The 18619-nt window shown below is 34.1% G+C and carries 18 protein-coding genes; 6 read left to right on the top strand and 12 right to left on the bottom strand.

Translation table 11 applies throughout. From position 1 onward, the window contains the following. Nucleotides 1–94 precede the first annotated feature (94 nt). Nucleotides 95–1597: a histidine ammonia-lyase gene (gene hutH / locus PSU83_RS10865; RefSeq protein WP_300589471.1), complete on the top strand. Its 1503-nt coding sequence runs from the start codon at nt 95–97 to the stop codon at nt 1595–1597. Here hutH and PSU83_RS10860 read toward each other — a convergent pair. From PSU83_RS10860 to PSU83_RS10810, 11 genes are all read right to left on the bottom strand, one after another. Continuing rightward, nucleotides 1594–1953 carry a helix-turn-helix domain-containing protein gene (locus PSU83_RS10860; protein WP_300589470.1) on the bottom strand — a complete coding sequence of 120 codons (360 nt, stop codon included), beginning with the start codon at nt 1951–1953 and terminating at the stop codon, nt 1594–1596. The genes hutH and PSU83_RS10860 overlap by 4 nt on opposite strands. Before the next feature lie 2 nt (nt 1954–1955). Continuing rightward, nucleotides 1956–2252: a type II toxin-antitoxin system HigB family toxin gene (locus tag PSU83_RS10855; protein ID WP_300589469.1), complete on the bottom strand. Its 297-nt coding sequence runs from the start codon at nt 2250–2252 to the stop codon at nt 1956–1958. 148 nt (nt 2253–2400) lie between these two features. Further along, a complete protein-coding gene (locus tag PSU83_RS10850; RefSeq protein ID WP_300589468.1) occupies nt 2401–3054 on the bottom strand; it encodes a hypothetical protein in 654 nt (217 codons plus the stop codon). 80 nt (nt 3055–3134) lie between these two features. Beyond that, nucleotides 3135–3686 carry a hypothetical protein gene (locus tag PSU83_RS10845; RefSeq protein ID WP_300589467.1) on the bottom strand — a complete coding sequence of 184 codons (552 nt, stop codon included), beginning with the start codon at nt 3684–3686 and terminating at the stop codon, nt 3135–3137. Further along, nucleotides 3679–3885 (bottom strand): hypothetical protein, encoded by a 207-nt coding sequence (locus PSU83_RS10840; RefSeq protein ID WP_300589466.1) that lies wholly within the window; start codon nt 3883–3885, stop codon nt 3679–3681. The genes PSU83_RS10845 and PSU83_RS10840 overlap by 8 nt, the downstream gene beginning before the upstream one ends. A 48-nt stretch (nt 3886–3933) precedes the next feature. Next, complete coding sequence (locus PSU83_RS10835) at nt 3934–5115, bottom strand: hypothetical protein (RefSeq protein ID WP_300589465.1); 1182 nt, start codon at nt 5113–5115, stop codon at nt 3934–3936. A 34-nt stretch (nt 5116–5149) separates the two neighbouring features. After that, entirely contained in the window at nt 5150–6343 is a 1194-nt protein-coding gene (locus PSU83_RS10830; protein WP_300589464.1) for a hypothetical protein, read from the bottom strand. A 74-nt stretch (nt 6344–6417) separates the two neighbouring features. After that, nucleotides 6418–6786 (bottom strand): DUF1304 domain-containing protein, encoded by a 369-nt coding sequence (locus PSU83_RS10825; RefSeq protein WP_300589463.1) that lies wholly within the window; start codon nt 6784–6786, stop codon nt 6418–6420. Between the two features lie 3 nt (nt 6787–6789). Further along, nucleotides 6790–7305 carry a YetF domain-containing protein gene (locus PSU83_RS10820; protein ID WP_300589461.1) on the bottom strand — a complete coding sequence of 172 codons (516 nt, stop codon included), beginning with the start codon at nt 7303–7305 and terminating at the stop codon, nt 6790–6792. Further along, nucleotides 7302–8678, bottom strand: a complete 1377-nt coding sequence (gene rimK, locus PSU83_RS10815; protein WP_300589459.1) for a 30S ribosomal protein S6--L-glutamate ligase — start codon at nt 8676–8678, stop codon at nt 7302–7304. The genes PSU83_RS10820 and rimK overlap by 4 nt, the downstream gene beginning before the upstream one ends. Nucleotides 8679–8764: 86 nt before the next feature. Then, on the bottom strand, nt 8765–11308 hold the full coding sequence (locus PSU83_RS10810) for an ATP-dependent Clp protease ATP-binding subunit (RefSeq protein WP_300589458.1): 2544 nt from the start codon (nt 11306–11308) through the stop codon (nt 8765–8767). A 264-nt stretch (nt 11309–11572) separates the two neighbouring features. Here PSU83_RS10810 and gyrA point away from each other — a divergent pair, with 264 nt between their 5' ends. Beyond that, nucleotides 11573–14188: a DNA gyrase subunit A gene (gyrA, locus tag PSU83_RS10805; protein WP_300589457.1), complete on the top strand. Its 2616-nt coding sequence runs from the start codon at nt 11573–11575 to the stop codon at nt 14186–14188. A 70-nt stretch (nt 14189–14258) separates the two neighbouring features. Beyond that, nucleotides 14259–15569, top strand: a complete 1311-nt coding sequence (locus PSU83_RS10800) for a tetratricopeptide repeat protein (RefSeq protein WP_300589456.1) — start codon at nt 14259–14261, stop codon at nt 15567–15569. Nucleotides 15570–15661: 92 nt separating this feature from the next. Here PSU83_RS10800 and PSU83_RS10795 read toward each other — a convergent pair whose 3' ends face one another. Further along, entirely contained in the window at nt 15662–16030 is a 369-nt protein-coding gene (locus PSU83_RS10795; RefSeq protein ID WP_300589455.1) for a hypothetical protein, read from the bottom strand. Between the two features lie 296 nt (nt 16031–16326). Between PSU83_RS10795 and PSU83_RS10790 the strand changes: the two genes are divergently transcribed. The 3 genes from PSU83_RS10790 to pdxH are packed head-to-tail and all read left to right on the top strand — an operon-like array spanning nt 16327 to nt 18274. Next, on the top strand, nt 16327–16659 hold the full coding sequence (locus tag PSU83_RS10790; protein ID WP_300589454.1) for a ribonuclease Z: 333 nt from the start codon (nt 16327–16329) through the stop codon (nt 16657–16659). Nucleotides 16660–16683: 24 nt separating this feature from the next. After that, nucleotides 16684–17592, top strand: a complete 909-nt coding sequence (locus tag PSU83_RS10785) for a ribonuclease Z (protein ID WP_300589452.1) — start codon at nt 16684–16686, stop codon at nt 17590–17592. A gap of 37 nt (nt 17593–17629) precedes the next feature. Continuing rightward, nucleotides 17630–18274 carry a pyridoxamine 5'-phosphate oxidase gene (gene pdxH / locus PSU83_RS10780; protein WP_300589451.1) on the top strand — a complete coding sequence of 215 codons (645 nt, stop codon included), beginning with the start codon at nt 17630–17632 and terminating at the stop codon, nt 18272–18274. Nucleotides 18275–18619: the final 345 nt, after the last annotated feature.

Genomic DNA, 18619 nt, shown 5'->3' with positions numbered 1-18619 from the left:
GATTTCGTTAACAAATCTTCAATAAAATAGTATCAACAAAACTTGCTTTTTAACTATCGTTTATTGAATTTTGAGCACAATTTGCAAACAAAAAATGGAAAACACACATTACATCAGTACAGAGCTTTTGACTTTAGAGCAGTTACAAGAAATTCTCTCCCAACATAAATCGCTTGAACTTTCTGAAGAAGCCAAAGTAGACATCCAAAAATGCCGTGATTATTTAGATAAGAAAATGGCAACCAATGATAAACCTATTTACGGAATTAATACTGGTTTTGGGTCGTTATGTAATGTAAAAATTTCTAATGAAAATCTATCGCAGCTTCAGGAAAACCTAGTAAAATCTCATGCCTGTGGAACTGGTGATGAAGTACCTCAGGAAATCGTGAAGATTATGCTTTTACTTAAAATTCAGTCGTTGAGTTATGGGCATTCCGGTGTGCAGATGGTTACTGTTGAACGTCTGCTGGATTTTTATAATAATGATATACTTCCGGTGATTTATACACAGGGTTCATTAGGAGCAAGTGGTGATTTAGCGCCTTTAGCCCATTTATCTTTACCATTATTGGGTGAAGGTGAAGTGAATTTTGAAGGTAAAAAAGTGCATGCATCTCAGGTGTTGAATAAGTTTAATTGGAAACCAATTGTACTGCAGTCTAAAGAAGGATTGGCTCTATTGAATGGAACTCAGTTTATGAGTTCTTACGGAAGTTACATTTTGATGAAAGCGATGAAATATTCTTATTTTGCGGATGTTATTTCGGCAATTTCACTAGAAGGATTTGATGGAAGAATCGAGCCTTTTGATGAATTGATTCATTTTGTACGTCCACACAAAGGTCAAATTATGACTGCAAAACGCATGAAAGAAGTGTTGGAAGGCAGTCAGATTATTGCTCAGGAAAAAGAACATGTTCAGGATCCATATTCTTTCCGTTGTATTCCGCAAGTGCATGGTGCTTCGAAAGATACAATTGAGTATGTAAAGAAAGTTTTTAAAACGGAAATCAATTCGGTTACCGATAATCCGAATATATTTATAGAAAGTGATGTGATTATTTCTGGTGGGAATTTCCATGGACAGCCTTTAGCTTTAGCTTTAGATTTCCTGGCGATTGCTTTATCTGAATTGGGAAGTATTTCAGAAAGAAGAACGTATCAGTTGATTTCAGGCTTGCGAGGATTACCGCCATTTTTGGTTGAGAATCCGGGACTGAATTCAGGCTTTATGATTCCACAATATACGGCAGCGAGCATTGCCAGTCAGAACAAGCAATTGTGTACTCCGGCAAGTATTGATAGCATCGTTTCTTCAAACGGTCAGGAAGATCATGTGAGTATGGGTGCGAATGGTGCAACGAAATGCTTGAAAGTTATGGAAAATCTTGAAAGAATTCTGGCAATTGAATTGATGAATGCTTCTCAGGCTATTCATTTCAGAGAACCATTACAGTCGAGTGAATTTATTGAAATGTTTCTAAAATCATATAGAGCTGAAGTTCCGTTGGTAAAAGAAGATCGAATTCTGCATTACGATATTGAAAATTCTGTAGCGTTTTTGAATAGTTTTATGGTGGAGTTAGAGGATTAAAGCCCTAAGACAATTACTGGATCAATATCTAATTTTTGACTTATATCTCTGGCTGTTTTTAGCGTTGGTTCGCTCTTACCTGTTAAATATTCGCTAACTCTTGAAGTGCTAATTCCTAATAATTCTGATAAGCGTTTTTGATTTAATCCTCGTTCAAACATACGCAATTTCATGGTTTCGGAAAGCGTTGGTTTTCTTATAGGATAATAGTTTTCTTCATAATCCGCTACAAGATCAGATAGAATATTTAATTCAATGTAACCTTGTGCTTCCTGATTTTCGATATTTTCAGGAGTTTGTAAAAGTACTTGAACTCTTTTAACAATTGCATTGTATTCTTTTTCTGTTTGTATCATTGTTAACTGTTTTTAATGTCTTTTATTTTGTCATATTCTGCATGTGTTCCAATAAATCGGATGTAAACTTTTTTGGCATTAAAGGAAATAATGGCAATCAACCGATAAGCATTTCCTTTTATGTTAAAAACAAAACGATTATTACCTACATAATCAACAGTATTAAAATCATTTCTAATATCGTTTAGCGAATTCCATTCTTTGGATGATACATTGTGATACCAAAGATTTAAAGGAGTTTCTGCATCAGGATGTTTTTCTGAAAATTCTTTTATCCTCTTGAAAGTTACTATTCGCACACTAATTTATTTCATACAAATGTATAATTAAATTTTTAAAAACAAAATATAATTCCAAAAAGCAAAATTTATTTAATTTGGTGTTTGGATTAGAAAAGTAAAATATGTGGAGTATTTAATGGCGTTGTGGTGGAGTTGGAGGATTAGTTTATTCCTCTACACGAAGATTAAACAGCTGGTAACGGTATTTTAAAACGCTGTCAATTTCAACAGTTGACTGTTTTGTCAGGTTTTGATAGTTCGTATAATATTCTTTATCATTCTTTACACTTTCTAAAATAAAATCTTTTAGATTGCCTTTTGAGTACCGATTACTTTGGATTATTTTTAAGGTGCCGTTTTTTATAGCTTCTTTTTGTTTAGGTGTGTAATTAAGTTCTGTTTGGTAATAATCACATTGTAAAAAAATGAAAAAGCTTATAGCATCTTTTTTGCGAGATTCATTATTTTGCATTGTGTTATTAAATTGATTATAACCAAAAAGTGTCGCATAACTTCCGTTAAATGGCGAGTATTCATAAGTTAAGGTTTCGCCTTTATAATCAAATTCTCTTTTAAATCCATAATTACTATACCAAGAGTAAATTAAAACAGTGTAAGCAATCATTCCTAGGTAAAGAAGTAAGTTCTTTTTGATGCTTATTGGATTCAAGAGCTGAGAAAAATTGAGCAAAAGCAACAATAAAACTGCAATAAATAAATATGGGGTAGGCTCATTCCAAATTGAAAAAGAAGTTGTAATCACTAAGCAAAAGAATAATAATGTAAATATTCTTAATCCAAAACCTATTTTGTCTTTCATAACATTAATTTTTATGGGAAAGTTGCAGGATTAGATATTTCTTAGTCTGCAAGGAACGGTATTCCTTCTCGTAAATATTCTCAAGTAGTTCCGTCAAAAATTATTTCATAAGGGTAATATGAACCATCATTCATGGTTATGGTATATTTTACGAGATACAATTTGTTCTTATTATCCCTGTTAATGTAATAGGTTTTACGCATGGTGTCAATCTGCATATTACAATCTGATTTTACTTTCTTTATTAAATCAACAATACTATACTCAAATCCTTTGTCAAAATCGTGTTGCTTGATCAAATTACCGTTCGAATCATAGTTTTTCATAACGTCAAGATATATTGGAGCAGCCTTATTATAAATTACTTTCATTGAGCCGAATAGTGTACGGTCATATTTGAGATATGTATTACGAACTACTACCATAGAGTCTTTTAGAGCCCTTTTTTCTTCTAAATAAAATTTATCATGCACAGACATTGATATTAAAGTGTCGTCCATTGTAAATTGCTTATGCTTCTTGAAAGCTGCTATGTCAAATCGTTTAATGTTATTTTCTTTTAACGTACAGCTGCTAATTTCAACTATTAAAATGAAATAAATTATTTTTTTCATAATGGTAGTTTTACTCATCCAAATATTCTTTTCCATCAATGCTTAGCCAGCCTTTTTGACCATTAGGAAGTTCAAAACGGGCGAAAGTGTTGTGGTAGTCAAAATCCCCAAGCGTTTTATATTTTATTTTTTTTACGAGCGGATAATACGTAGATAGTCCATTTTTTTGAATTCTGTAAAACACGAATTTGGTCAAGTTGTCCAAATCTTTGGGCAAGGCCGCGTTTTCTTTTTCAATTTCAGGACTTGGTTTTTCTGAATACAGTTAATCAATGGTGTTTAGGTTGTACTTGCCGCTCTTCAATTTGGTATAAATTATAAAAGGTTTTTTGGTGTCATCCATTTCCATTTTTCGATCGCTTTCGCCGTAATATTCAATTTCAGTTACATTTTCTATGTGATACACTTTTGATTTATAATCGAAAGATTTCATTTCTGCGTTGCTCAAAAAGTCCTGGATGTAATCTGAGTAAAAGTAAAATTCGTTGTTTTCTTTTATGATATTGAACAATGTAGAACTTCGCGGAAGGCTTCCTTCAAAATTGTTTCTTAATGGAAAATCACCACTTTTAAAATTATTACCCAAAACATTTAATTTTTTAAGTTCATTGTTATAAATCACGGCCAAAATAGGGGAATAGTCAATAAATTTAAATGCCGTTACTCCGTTAAGATTTAGGTTCTTAAATGCGTAGTTATAGATATCTATATCTTTTCCGTTCAAGCCCACCATAAAAAAGTCATTATACTGAACTGAATCAAATGATTTCTGAATCACTTTTTTGCCAAATACATTTTTAATTACAATCTTCCTTCTTTTTATAGTGTCGGTAAAATAGAGCCCGCCATTTATTGCAGCCGGATTATAACTATCTATAAACAGTTCATTACCCTTGGTTTTGTCGAGCTTTTCGGTTTGATAGTTTTTATAGGCCGCTGTCATTCGATTGTCTTTGAAAAGAAATTTTAAGTTTGAATTGGTGTTTATGATTGAAACTTCATTACTGTAGAGAATGGTTTTCCCGTTTCCGAAATCCAATAGTAAAAAAGGAAAAGTCTTGTGGTGGTTTAGTCCGTTATTGTCCTTCAGTTTAATCGTTAAAAGCTCGTTGTTATATTGATAGAGATAGGGGGAGTAAAACTCGTAAACTCTCGCCGGGGTAGTGAATTTCAGTTGGCCAAATGCATTTAAGTCGAACCCAAAAATAGCATTAGAGAGTATTACATCAGAATCACTTTTTATTTTTTCGAATTCATCTGGCGAGACTTCAGTAAGCTTAGGCTGAAAACCAATTCTTTTTTGTGAATAATTGAAGAACTCAAAGCGGTAGTATTGATTTCCATTCTTGATTACTGGACCAAATTGCGGAGCTACATATTGAAGCTCGCCTTGTCTAACCTTATAGGTTTTCTGCCCAACACAAAGCTGAGTAAGTATTAGAAACACTAAAATTTTGAGATTGTTCAAGGAATGTTTCTATTTAAAAATGAATATTTTGGCTTAAATCCATCAAGTATTTGATTTCTCTATAATCCAGGCTCGGCTGATACATGGTGTTAGCAGATTTTTTGATTATCTGGTTCCTTGGTCCAAAGTAAAATTGGTTGACGGCATGTACTTTTTTCTGTTCGATAGCTGTTGCTGATTGATCAGATATCTGAATATAATTTGTTTCAATTTCAGCATATAACGGTACTCCATTTTTCAAATAGAGGGTTGTAGTTTCGTCGTTATACAATTTCCTCTCATAAATCTGAAAATACTTGATTTTTACGATTTCATTTCCTTGTTTATACACCGTAATCGAGTTGGCAGGATTGGTCACTTTAGTATCAACCAAAGAGCTTTCCTTCGCGGTTTTTTCTTTTAAATCTTTATGGGCTTTTATTGCTGCTACAAGATTTTCGCCTGCCCGGATAGGAGCATCATTGTAAAAGGCGATACTTCTCCCATTAAACATCAGATAATGAAAGCCATCGGCTGCTTTGATTAAAATATCAGTTCCGTCATAGGAAGGCTTATAAAAAACGATTTTATAATTATCGATTTTAAAATTCGTCATTGCCGTTTGAACTGCACTTTTCATTGATTTCGATCCAAAACTGAGCTCCATCCAAATCTGAACACTGAAGCGGTCAGCCATTGAATCCATTTCTGCTTTTAGGAAATCAATTTTATCAGAATAGGAAACATTAAGTTTATCCTGCTCTTGGTCTCCGTCGCTTTTAATGAGCCTGATTTCATTTTCGCCTTTATGGATGTAAAAAATCCCTAAATCCTTATTAGGCTCTTTGTGTCCGTTGCAATCACCTTCCTGGTCTATCTTTTCTAAGTAAAAACAGATGTAATTTTCACTGATGATTTTATATTTTCCGGAGGTAGTAGTAAAACAATCATTTCCGCATTCGGCACTGTAAGCACTTCTAAACGTTCCATTGGGATTCAGTGTTAAGCTGTTTCCATATAATCGTTCTCCGGCTTTTGGCTTTATCAGCAAATATTCATTATTGAATTCAGAATCTGTTATCAAAACATTGATGAGCCAGCTTCGGTGCAAATTGGCAAGGCTGTTGTTTTTTGCCAAATCAAACCCACTGTAGAAATTATTGTGCGTTTCCTTTTGGCAATTTGCAGATAAAGACAATATCAGTAAGAGCAATATGATTCTTTTCATTTTCTTTGGATTTAATTTACTTCCTAAAATATTTAGATGAATAATTTACTAAAAAGGTTGGGAAGCAATACAAATTAATTCATCTTCAACATAAAACTCAACAATCCCAAAATAGCAGGAACAGACTGAACATAAAATATTCTTTTGGAGGCTGTTAAAGCGCCATAAATTCCAGCTATTAAAACGCACGAAAGAAAAAAGACAGCTACGTTTTTACTCCAATCTGAATTCGTAATGAAAAGCGACCAAATCAATCCGGTGGCGAGAAAACCATTGTATAATCCTTGATTGGCGGCCATAAGTTTTGTTTTTTCGAACTGGTCTTCGGGAATCGTTTTGAAAACTTTTCTACCGTGTGTAGTCCAAGCAAACATTTCGAGCCACAAAATGTAAAGATGTAAAACGGCAATAAATGCAACGATAAGTTGTGACAGTATATTCATGATTTAATTGTTTAAATTTCCCAGCGTTTTATGAATTTTTCGTTTGTGATGTGTTTGTTTTAGGTTTTTATCTCCAGAAATGATGCTAATGCTTCCGTCAATTTCAAACATAGCCAGTTTGACGTCTTTATAATATTCTACGCCATGTTCGCGCATTGCTTCTTGAAGTTCATCATTCGTAATACCTAATCTTGAAATAGTTTCAAATGCTATTTTTCCATTGTGAATTAGAATCTCAGGAGTATCTTGAACCAAATCTTTTATAAATTTAGATTTTAACATCACTTTTTTGAAAATATAATTAACAATAAAAAGGGCTAAAGCCGCTACCATTCCGCCATAAAGCGATGTATTATTTCCGACCATAGCATTCTGAACCGAGTTACTGATTAATAAAATCAATATTACATCAGCCGTATTGAGTTGCGACAATTGTTTTTTGCCAAAAATACGCAATGCGATTACCATAAAAAGATAAACGGATACGCTTCGGATTACTATGTCGACATAAGGATTCATTTTAGCTTTGACTTAAAATTTTTTTCAATAGCTCGTATCATTTCGCCAGCAATATCTTTGTGTGTCGCGCCCTCAATCCCTTCTAATCCTGGCGATGAATTTACTTCCAATAATAATGGTCCCTTTGCGGAACGGATAATATCTACACCGGCTACTCTTAAATCCATTGCTTTTGCGGCTTTGATGGCGATTCTTTTTTCTTCGGGTGTTGGTTTTACTACAGATGCCGTTCCGCCCATGTGGATGTTTGCCCTGAATTCTCCCGGAGCAGCTTCTCGCTGAATGGAAGCCACCACTTTTCCGTCAACGACAAATAATCTTAAATCTTTACCGTTGGCTTCCTTAATAAATTCTTGAACCAAAATATTAGCATTCAAACTTTTAAAAGCATTGATAACCGATTCAGCAGCTTTTTTGGTTTCGGCCAAAACGACACCTTTTCCTTGCGTTCCTTCCAATAATTTTACGATTAGTGGTGAACCGCCAACCATTTTAATCAAATCGTCAGTATCTAAAGGCGAATTGGCAAATCCGGTTGTTGGAATATCCACGCCATTTCGCAAAAGTAATTGTAATGAAAATAGTTTATCTCGTGATTGAGTTATGGCTGAAGCCGAATTCAAACAATAGACTTTCATTGCTTCAAATTGTCGTGTCAAAGCACAACCATAAAAGGTAATACTGGGACGTATACGTGGAATTACAGCATCAAAATTATCCAATACTTTTCCGCCGCGGTAATGAATTTCAGGTTTGTCGGCGTCCAGTTTCATATAACATTCCTTAATGTTCAAGAAGTGCATTTCGTGACCGCGCATTTCGCCAGCTTCCATAATTCTTTTGTTGCTATATAACTCGGGATTACTTGCTAATAAACCAATTCGAAGTCCCGATTTTACATTGATTGCATTCAGATAAAACTCTTTTAATTGATCAATGCTGGGTTGTTCTAAAAGATATTTTTGTTCGGGATCTACCAGAATTCTTCCGCTCATGGCTTCACGACCTAAAAGCATTCGGAAACCCATTGAATCTCGATTGGTCAAGGTCATTTCTATCGGCCAAGTAGCATTGGCAATACATAAGTTGGTTTGGATTACGAATCGTTGTTCTCTGAATCCACTCGAACTTTTTACGACGCGTTTGTCAATCAGTTTGGCTTCGCAATGAATTACGGTTTTTAGATTGTTTTGGATAGGGTTGATGTCAAATTTTACCCAATGTTCTTCATCTTTGATAAAGGGTGCGATGTTGATAGCATGTAAAGCAGAAGTTTTTGCTCCCGAATCTACTCTAGCTTTAATGGCCGGAATTCCAAGTTCTGGGAACGAACACCATTCTTCTGAGCCTAATATAAATTTTTGTTGTGGCATTTATTTTAAATTAAAAAACCACGAATCTGCGACTATTTGTGTGAAATAATTCGTGAATTCGTGGTTTAAAATTACTTATTTAATTCTTAACTCGTTGGCTTTTTTGCTTTTTTTATAGAAACGGTCAACTCTTGTGCCGCTTCATCTAAATCCATAAAAATTTCATCTCCAGAAGCTATTTTAGAAGTGATAATTTCTTCCGCTAAAGCATCTTCAACATATTTTTGAATGGCTCTTTTTAAGGGACGCGCACCAAATTGTTTGTCAAAACCTTTATCAGCAATAAATGCTTTCGCTTTATCAGAAAGATTCAGTGTGTATCCTAATTCAGAAACTCTACCGAAAAGCTTTTTCAATTCGATTTCGATAATTAAATCAATATCGTGTTTTTCTAACGGATTGAATACAATTACATCGTCAATTCGGTTTAGGAATTCAGGTGCAAAGGTTTTCTTTAATGCATTTTCTATAACACTTTTCGAGTTGTCATCCGCTTGAGCAATTTTAGCTGCCGTTCCAAAACCAACACCTTGTCCGAAATCTTTCAATTGACGTGCACCAACATTAGAAGTCATAATGATAATCGTATTTTTAAAATCGATTTTACGACCTAAACTATCGGTCAAATAGCCATCGTCCAAGACTTGAAGCATCATATTGAAAACGTCAGGATGCGCTTTTTCAATTTCATCTAAAAGGACTACACAATAGGGTTTTCTTCTAACTTTCTCAGTCAATTGTCCACCTTCTTCGTAACCAACATATCCTGGAGGCGCACCAATCAATCTTGAAATCGCGAATTTTTCCATGTATTCACTCATGTCGATTCTGATTAAAGCATCTTCTGAGTCGAATAATTCTTTGGCCAAAACTTTCGCTAATTGCGTTTTACCAACTCCAGTTTGTCCCAAGAAAATGAACGAACCAATTGGACGATTCGGATCTTTTAATCCGGCACGATTACGCTGAATAGAACGCGAAATTTTTAAAACTGCTTCGTCTTGTCCGATAACTTTTCCTCTAATTAATTCCGGAAGTTTTGCTAATTTGTTGCTTTCTGTTTGTGCGATACGATTCACTGGAATTCCAGTCATCATCGAAACGACATCGGCAACATTATCTTCGGTAACTTTAATACGATTGTTTTTTGAGTCTTCATCCCATTGTTCTTGAGCAATTGCAAGGTCTTTTTCCAAACGCTTTTCATCATCACGAAGTTTTGCTGCTTCTTCATATTTCTGCTTCTTAACGACAGAGTTTTTGTTTTGACGGACTTCTTCCAACTGACGTTCTAACTCAAGAATTTGTTTTGGAACATCAATATTAGTAATGTGAACTCGTGAACCTGCTTCATCTAAAGCATCAATAGCCTTGTCTGGAAGGAAACGCTCTGACATATATCTGTTAGTCAATTTAACACAAGCTTCGATAGCTTCATCTGTGTAAATTACGCTGTGGTGGTCTTCGTATTTGTTTTTGATGTTGTTTAAGATGGTAATAGTTTCTTCAACAGATGTTGGTTCAACAATTACTTTCTGAAAACGTCTTTCTAATGCACCATCTTTCTCGATATATTGTCTGTATTCGTCTAAAGTCGTCGCACCAATACATTGAATTTCGCCTCTTGCCAAAGCTGGTTTGAACATATTGGAAGCATCAAGTGAACCTGTTGCTCCACCTGCGCCAACAATAGTGTGAATTTCGTCAATGAAAAGAATGATGTCATCATTTTTCTCTAATTCGTTCATCACGGCTTTCATTCTTTCTTCGAATTGTCCACGGTATTTTGTTCCGGCAACTAAAGACGCTAAGTCTAAAGTCACGACCCTTTTATTGAACAAAATTCGAGATACTTTCTTTTGAATAATGCGCAAAGCCAAACCTTCAGCAATGGCCGATTTACCAACGCCAGGTTCTCCAATTAGCAATGGATTATTTTTCTTTCTACGGCTTAAAATCTGTGAAACTCTTTCAATTTCTTTTTCACGACCAACGACTGGATCCAGTTTTCCTTCTTCAGCCATTTCCGTTAGGTCACGTCCAAAATTATCTAACACTGGAGTTTTTGATTTTTTATTAGTTTTGTTAGTTGGATTATTAAAGCTCCCTTCTTTCAAACTGTCATCTTGTCCTGAGTCATCATTATAAGATTCGTTTGTTGGCAAATTATCGTTAAAATCTTCTTCGCTTGGTGTCATATTTAAATACTGTTCTTTAACTACATTATAGTCAATTTTCAGACGATGCAATAGTTTGGTTGTTGGATCATTCTCATTTCTTAAAATACACAATAATAAATGTGCCGTACTTATCGACGTACTTTGAAACACTTTAGCTTCCAAAAAAGTTGTTTTCAGCGCACGTTCCGCTTGACGAGTCAAGTGTAGGTTTTTCTTTTCGTTACTGATCTCGACATTCGGGTTAGCTGGGCTTAATATTTCAACCTTTTTACGTAAATGTTCTAAATCAATCGAAAGATTATTGAGGATAGTAATAGCTTTACCATTTCCATCTCTTAATATTCCGAGCATCAAATGCTCCGTCCCAATAAAGTCGTGTCCTAATCGCAGAGCTTCTTCTTTGCTGTATGTGATTACGTCTTTAACTCTAGGTGAAAAATTATCATCCATAAATATATAATTGGTAATGTAAATTTAGTTATTCGAAATCATTCTAACAAAAATCATTCCCTCTAAAAGTACTGTCAGCTAATAGACAAAAAAAATGCCAATAAAAAAAGCAGTTGTACAAGTATTTTATTAACCAAAAACCGCACCTATTTTGTTAATAAATCATTGAAATTTACGAGCAAAAAAAGGTGTAAAAATTTTTAAATATTCTATATTAGCACGTTTTGAAATTAAAGTAATTTTTATTAAATAATTTATAATAATATGTCTGACGGAGAAAGGTTAATTCCTATTAACATAGAAGATGAAATGAAATCAGCTTACATCGATTATTCGATGTCTGTTATTGTTTCTAGAGCATTGCCTGACGTGCGTGATGGTTTGAAACCAGTGCACCGAAGAGTGTTATACGGAATGTATGATTTAGGAGTTTTTTCAAATAAAGCTCACAAAAAATCCGCAAGAATTGTTGGAGAAGTTTTAGGAAAGTATCACCCACACGGAGATACGTCTGTTTATGATGCCATGGTTCGTATGGCTCAGGAATGGAGTTTACGTTATTTATTAGTTGATGGTCAAGGTAACTTTGGTTCTGTAGATGGAGATAGTCCTGCGGCGATGCGTTATACTGAGGCGAGAATGAAAAAGATGTCGGAAGACATTATGGCAGATATTGACAAAGAAACGGTTGATTTTCAATTAAACTTTGATGATACTTTGTACGAGCCCACCGTAATGCCGACACGAGTTCCAACATTATTAATTAATGGAGCATCTGGAATTGCAGTAGGAATGGCTACCAACATGGCGCCACATAATATAGTAGAAGTTATTGACGGTACTTTAGCGTACATTGAAAATAACGATATAGAAATTGACGAATTAATCACGTACATAAAAGCTCCAGATTTTCCAACAGGTGGAACTATATATGGTATGGATGGTGTTCGTGAAGCATTCAAAACGGGTAGAGGACGAATTGTTATTCGTGCCAAAGTATCATTCGAAGAATCAAACGGAAAAGAAGCCATCATTGTAACCGAAATTCCATACCAGGTGAATAAGGCAGAAATGATTAAAAAAACTGCCGATTTGATTAACGATAAAAAAATCGAAGGTATTTCAAATATTCGCGATGAGTCCGATAGAACTGGAATGCGGATTGTTTACGAATTAAAACGTGATGCTGTTCCAAACGTAGTTTTGAATACCTTATATAAGTTCACTCAGTTACAATCTTCTTTTAGTGTAAATAATATTGCATTGGTAAAAGGAAGACCACAAATGTTGAACGTTAAAGATTTGATTCACTATTTTGTGGAACACCGTCATGACGTAGTAGTTAGAAGAACCCAATTCGAACTACGTAAAGCAGAGGAAAGAGCGCACATTTTAGAAGGTTTAATTATTGCTTCGGACAATATTGATGAGGTAATTGCCTTAATTCGTTCTTCAAAGGATGGAGAAGAAGCACGTGCAAAATTAATTGAAAGATTCAAATTATCGGATATTCAAGCTAGGGCCATTGTTGAAATGCGTTTACGTCAGTTAACTGGACTAGAACAAGATAAACTACGCGCTGAATACGACGAAATAATGAAGTTGATTCAAGGATTAAAAGATTTATTAGCAAGCAAAGACTTGAGAATGGCTTTAATCAAAGAAGAATTAATCGAAATCAGAGATAAATACGGTGACGCGCGTCGTTCCCTAATTGAATATTCTGGTGGCGATGTAAGTATTGAAGATTTAATTGCCGACGAAAATGTAGTAATTACAATTTCACATGCAGGTTACATCAAACGTACTAACCTTACCGAATACAAAACGCAGAATAGAGGCGGCGTTGGACAGAAAAGTGCTGGAACACGAGATCAAGATTTCTTAGAGCATATGTACGTTGCAACCAATCATCAATACATGATGTTCTTTACGCAAAAAGGAAAATGTTTCTGGATGCGTGTGTATGAAATTCCAGAAGGAAGTAAAACGGCAAAAGGAAGAGCATTACAAAATCTTATCAACATAGAATCTGATGATAAAGTAAAAGCATTTATATGTACACAAGACCTAAAAGATAAAGACTATACAACGAGCCATAATCTTATAATGGTTACCAAAAAAGGTCAGGTTAAGAAAACATCTTTAGATAAATATTCGAAACCAAGAGTTAACGGAGTTGCCGCTATTACTATCAAAGAAGGGGATGAATTACTAGGAGCTCAGTTAACAAATGGTGAAAGCCAAATTATCTTAGCGGTTAAGTCAGGTAAATTAGTTCGTTTTGAAGAAACTAAAACACGTCCGATGGGAAGAACCGCTTCTGGAGTGCGTGGAATTACCTTAAAAGATGAAAGCGATGAAGTAATTGGCATGGTTACTGTAAATGATATGGAAAGTGAAATCCTTGTCGTAGCCGAAAATGGTTACGGTAAACGTTCTTCACTTGACGAATACAGAATTACAAACCGTGGTGGAAAAGGGGTAAAAACATTGAACATTACGGAGAAAACAGGTAAACTGATTTCTATTAATTCGGTTACTGATGCTGATGATTTAATGATTATCAACAAATCAGGATTGACCATCAGAATGGCAGTTGAAGATTTACGAGTAATGGGTAGAGCAACCCAAGGAGTGAAACTAATTAATATAAAAGGAAATGACTCTATTGCAGCCGTAACCAAAGTGATGAAAGATGATGTTATTGAACCGGAACTAGATGAAGACGGAAACGTAATTGAAACAGAAGCTATTGAAAGAGTAAAACCTGTTTTAGAAGTTCTTGAAGATGATGGCTCGGTAGAGGACGATGACGAAGATGATGACGATATCGTAGAAGAGGATGACGCTGAAGATGATTCGGACGACGAAGAATAAACACAAAACAAATCACCAATTAGAATACTTTAATTGGTGATTTTATTTATAAACTTTAAATACTATAATCATGAAAATAAGACACATTTTACTTGCTTCTGCAGTACTAGTTTCTGTTTCGTCTTTTGCACAAAAGGACGAGTTAAAAAAGCTGAAAAAGATTTATGAAAAAGACGCTCCAACAGTAAGCGACGTTGCAGACTACAAAGCTAATTTAGAAAAGTTAGCACCATTGGCCTCTGAAGAAGTTGATAAGGTTTACTATAATTTCTTCAAAGGAATGTTACCGGTTGTTCAGGCTACTTCTTATGGGCCAACAATAACTCAAGCTCAAATAGCAAGCAACTATTCTCTTAAAACGGTTACCGATTTAACTACGGCTTTAAACGAGACTTTAGCGTATGAGAAAAAAACAGGTAAAAAACTTTATACTGATGATATTAATAAAAAATTAGGTTCCATTAAAGCTGGAATTGTAAGTGTTGCTATCGGATATGGCGATCAAAAAAAGTATAAAGAAGCTGCTGAAGTTTTATATTCGGTGTATCAATTGGATAAAACAGATCAGGACAAATTGTTTTATGCAGCCAGTTACGCATTTAATGCAGCCGACTATGATAAAGCATTACAATATTATACGGAGTTAAAAGAGGCAAATTATTCTGGCGAAGGAACTTCTTATTTGGCATCTAACAAAGCATCGGGAAAAGAAGAAACCTTTAATTCTAAAGATGAGAGAGACTTATTCATAAAAGCAGGAACACATGAAAAACCTAGAAATGAGAAAATTGCTTCTAAAAGAGGAGAAATTTACAAGTATATCGCTTTCATCTTAGTGGATAAGAATAGAACTGAAGAAGCTAAAACTGCGATTACTGAAGCTAAAAAAGCAAATCCAGAGGATGATTCTTTAATTTTGACTGAAGCAGATATCTATTTAAAGCTAAAAGATTATGATACTTACAACAGATTGATAAGTGAAGTATTAACAAAAGATCCCAAAAATGTTGTTTTGCTCTTCAATTTAGGTGTTACTAGTGCCAATGCTAATAAATTGGAAGATGCTGAGAAATATTATATAAAAGCTTTAGAAGTCGATCCGACTTATTTTGATGCCCTTATAAATTTGTCTGAATTGAGATTGCGCATTGATGGAAAGTTCGCTGATGAAATGGGTAAATTAGGAAATTCCGAAAAAGATAATAAACGGTATGAAGTCTTGAAAGCATCTAGAGATAAAAACTTTAAGTCATTATTACCTTATCTTGAAAAAGCCATACAATTACGACCAGACGATGAAGCGGTAAAGAAAACATTGTTAAGTATATATAATGCACTTGAAATGACCGATAAATACAAAGCATTGAAGGCTAAAATATAAATTTATAAGTAGATTTTATTAAAATTAAAAAGTCCCGATAAAAATCGGGACTTTTTGTTTCCTAAACTAACCAAATTTATATAGAAACATTATTATGCTACACCATTTTCTTGAGTACTTATTTTTTTCAAGAAAGATCTAATTAAAACACTGTTTGTATTAATACCAGAATTAATTAATTGTTTTTTGCTGAAAGAACCCGTTGATTTGTTTGAAGTTTTTTTAGAACCCATAAACCATACTGCGAAATCCATTGAAGCAGCTACACTGTATTCAGTTGAGATTACAATAGTAGCATCTTTAGAAATAGAAACTTCAGTTTCAGTAGTTGCAGCTAAAACTTCATTAGTTATGCTCGCTTGAGCAAATCCTGTAGATGATACCAGTACTAATACGAATAAAACAAATAATTTAACCTTAGTTATATTTTTTTGAGTTGAAGTAGTAGTGGCTGTTGTCATAATTTTGATTTGTTTCTTATTTCTTTGTCAAAACTACTGCAAGACTATGTTTGACGAAAATATTTTCGGTAACTAACCTCAAAAGTCGTTTAATCGACAAAATCAATGAATTCGGGGCTTTTAAGCGTTTTTATTGTGTCGTTCGTCTATGATATGTTAAAAAAAGAGGTATTTCATCGGTGAAAAACCTATATTTTCTATGAAATGCATCTTTCAAATTATTATCTAATCTCAAATCAAGGTTTAGTGACAAAATCTTAGTAAATTAGCATCATAATATATTTTTAGTTACCATTATGAAAGTTGAACAAAAAGGCCACACTACTACTATTAGAAACACACAATCTAATACTGCTGAGTTTTATCAAAAGCTATATCATGAATACAATAGTTATAAATCTCAAAACTTAATAATTGATCTTTCGTTTGATAAATCAATAACAATGGCTGATATTAAGTTGTTCCTAGAGATGGCAAAAATGCATAAGAAGGAAAAGAAATCGCTAGTTCTTGTTGTGAATGATATCGATTTTAATGATGCACCAACTAAACTTACCGTTGTTCCAACACTTTTGGAAGCTCATGATATTATCGAACTGGATGAAATTGAACGTGATTTAGGATTCTAGTTTTAAAAACCTGCTACTTTTATAATGAAATTAACCATTCTTGGCTGTTATGCCGCAACTCCGCGCACTATTACTAATCCTACTTCGCAGTTACTACAAATCAGGAACCGCATGTTCTTGATTGATTGCGGCGAAGGAACACAAGTGCAGTTGCGTAAAAACAAAATCAAGTTTTCTAAAATCAATCATATATTTATTTCGCATTTGCATGGGGATCATTTCTACGGATTAGTAGGTTTGATTTCAACATTTATGTTGCTCAACCGTCAAACAGATTTACACGTTTATGGTCCAAAAGGTATCAAAGAAATTATATTGCTTCAGTTGAGGTATTCCAATTCGTATACCGGCTATAGTCTTTTTTTTCATGAATTGGTTTCTAAAGAAAGCGAGATTGTTTTTGAAGATGATAAAGTAGTAGTGAAAACAATTCCGTTAAAACACCGAATTTATACGAATGGCTATTTGTTTCAAGAAAAAGTTGGAGATCGAAAATTAAATGTTGATGCAGTTCAAGAATACAAAATTGATACCTGCTATTTTCAAAAAATTAAAAATGGAAATGATATTACACTTGATGATGGTTCGGTTATTCCAAACGATGAATTAACGTATGATCCAATTCATCCAAAGAGCTATGCTTTTTGCAGCGATACACTATATGACGAATCGATTGTTCCTCTAATTGAAAACTGCGATGTGTTGTATCATGAAACTACTTTTCTAGAATCGGAAGCAGAGAAAGCAGAAAAAACGATGCATTCTACTGCGAAACAGGCGGCAACTATTGCGGTTAAAGCCAATGTAAAACATTTAATTTTGGGACATTACAGTACGAGATATACTAATATTAATTTGTTTCAGGAAGAAGCACTACCTGTTTTCCAAAATGTTTTATTGGCTGATGATGGTAAAGTTTTTGAATTCGATTAAGATGATGTTTTAATTTTGTAGATATAAAATTCAAATAATGAAAGATTTAAGCGATTACAGAAAATCCTACGAGAAAAGTCAACTTTTAGAAGCAACTATTCCAGAAGATCCAATTAATTTATTTAATACATGGTTTCACGAAACGAAAGAATCGGGTGGAGTAGACGAGGTGAATGCCGTGACCTTAGCAACAATTGGTTTAGATGGTTTTCCAAAATCTAGAGTAGTACTGCTCAAAAAGTACAACGAAGAAGGTTTTATATTTTATACCAATTACGATTCAGAAAAAGGACGGGCCATACTAAATAATCCGAATATTTGTCTTTCATTCTTTTGGCACAGTATGGAACGCCAAGTAATTATTAAGGGTATTGCAGAGAAAACTACAGCATCTGTTTCAGATAATTATTTTGATTCAAGACCAGATGGGAGTAAACTAGGTGCGATTGTGTCTGCGCAAAGCGATGTTATTCCATCTCGAGATTATTTGGATGAAAAGCTAAAAAAACTCGAGGCACAATATGAAGGGAAACCCATTCCTCGTCCAGAAAATTGGGGTGGTTTTTTAGTAAGACCCGTTGCCGTTGAATTTTGGCAAGGAAGACCAAATCGTTTACACGATAGAATTCGGTATCAATTGCACGATGATTTCAATTGGAAAATTGAGCGACTGTCACCATGATTTAAATCTTAAATAATTCTAACCACTCTTTTGAGTGGTTTTTATTTCCTTTTAAGTTAATAACAACCGTTCAGTGTAATTATAAATTAACGGCGATTATTTACTATTTGTCACACTGAGCGTGTCGAAGACTTTTTCTTTAAGCACTTCGACAAGCTCAGACTGACATTTTTGGATCTAATTGGACTAAAAATAATCTAAAAATTTATTTTCCATTAAACTAAAGATAATTACAGCCAACGGTTAACTAGTCGCTGAAAAATCATTAAGACAAAACATCGACGAATGGTAATTAAGTAGGAAATTTTCCTTTTGTAAAGTATTAAACATGTATTTCATCGATTT

This window comes from Flavobacterium sp., assembly GCF_029945805.1.
GTDB lineage: Bacteria > Bacteroidota > Bacteroidia > Flavobacteriales > Flavobacteriaceae > Flavobacterium.
This window is presented reverse-complemented; position numbering and strand designations above follow the sequence as displayed.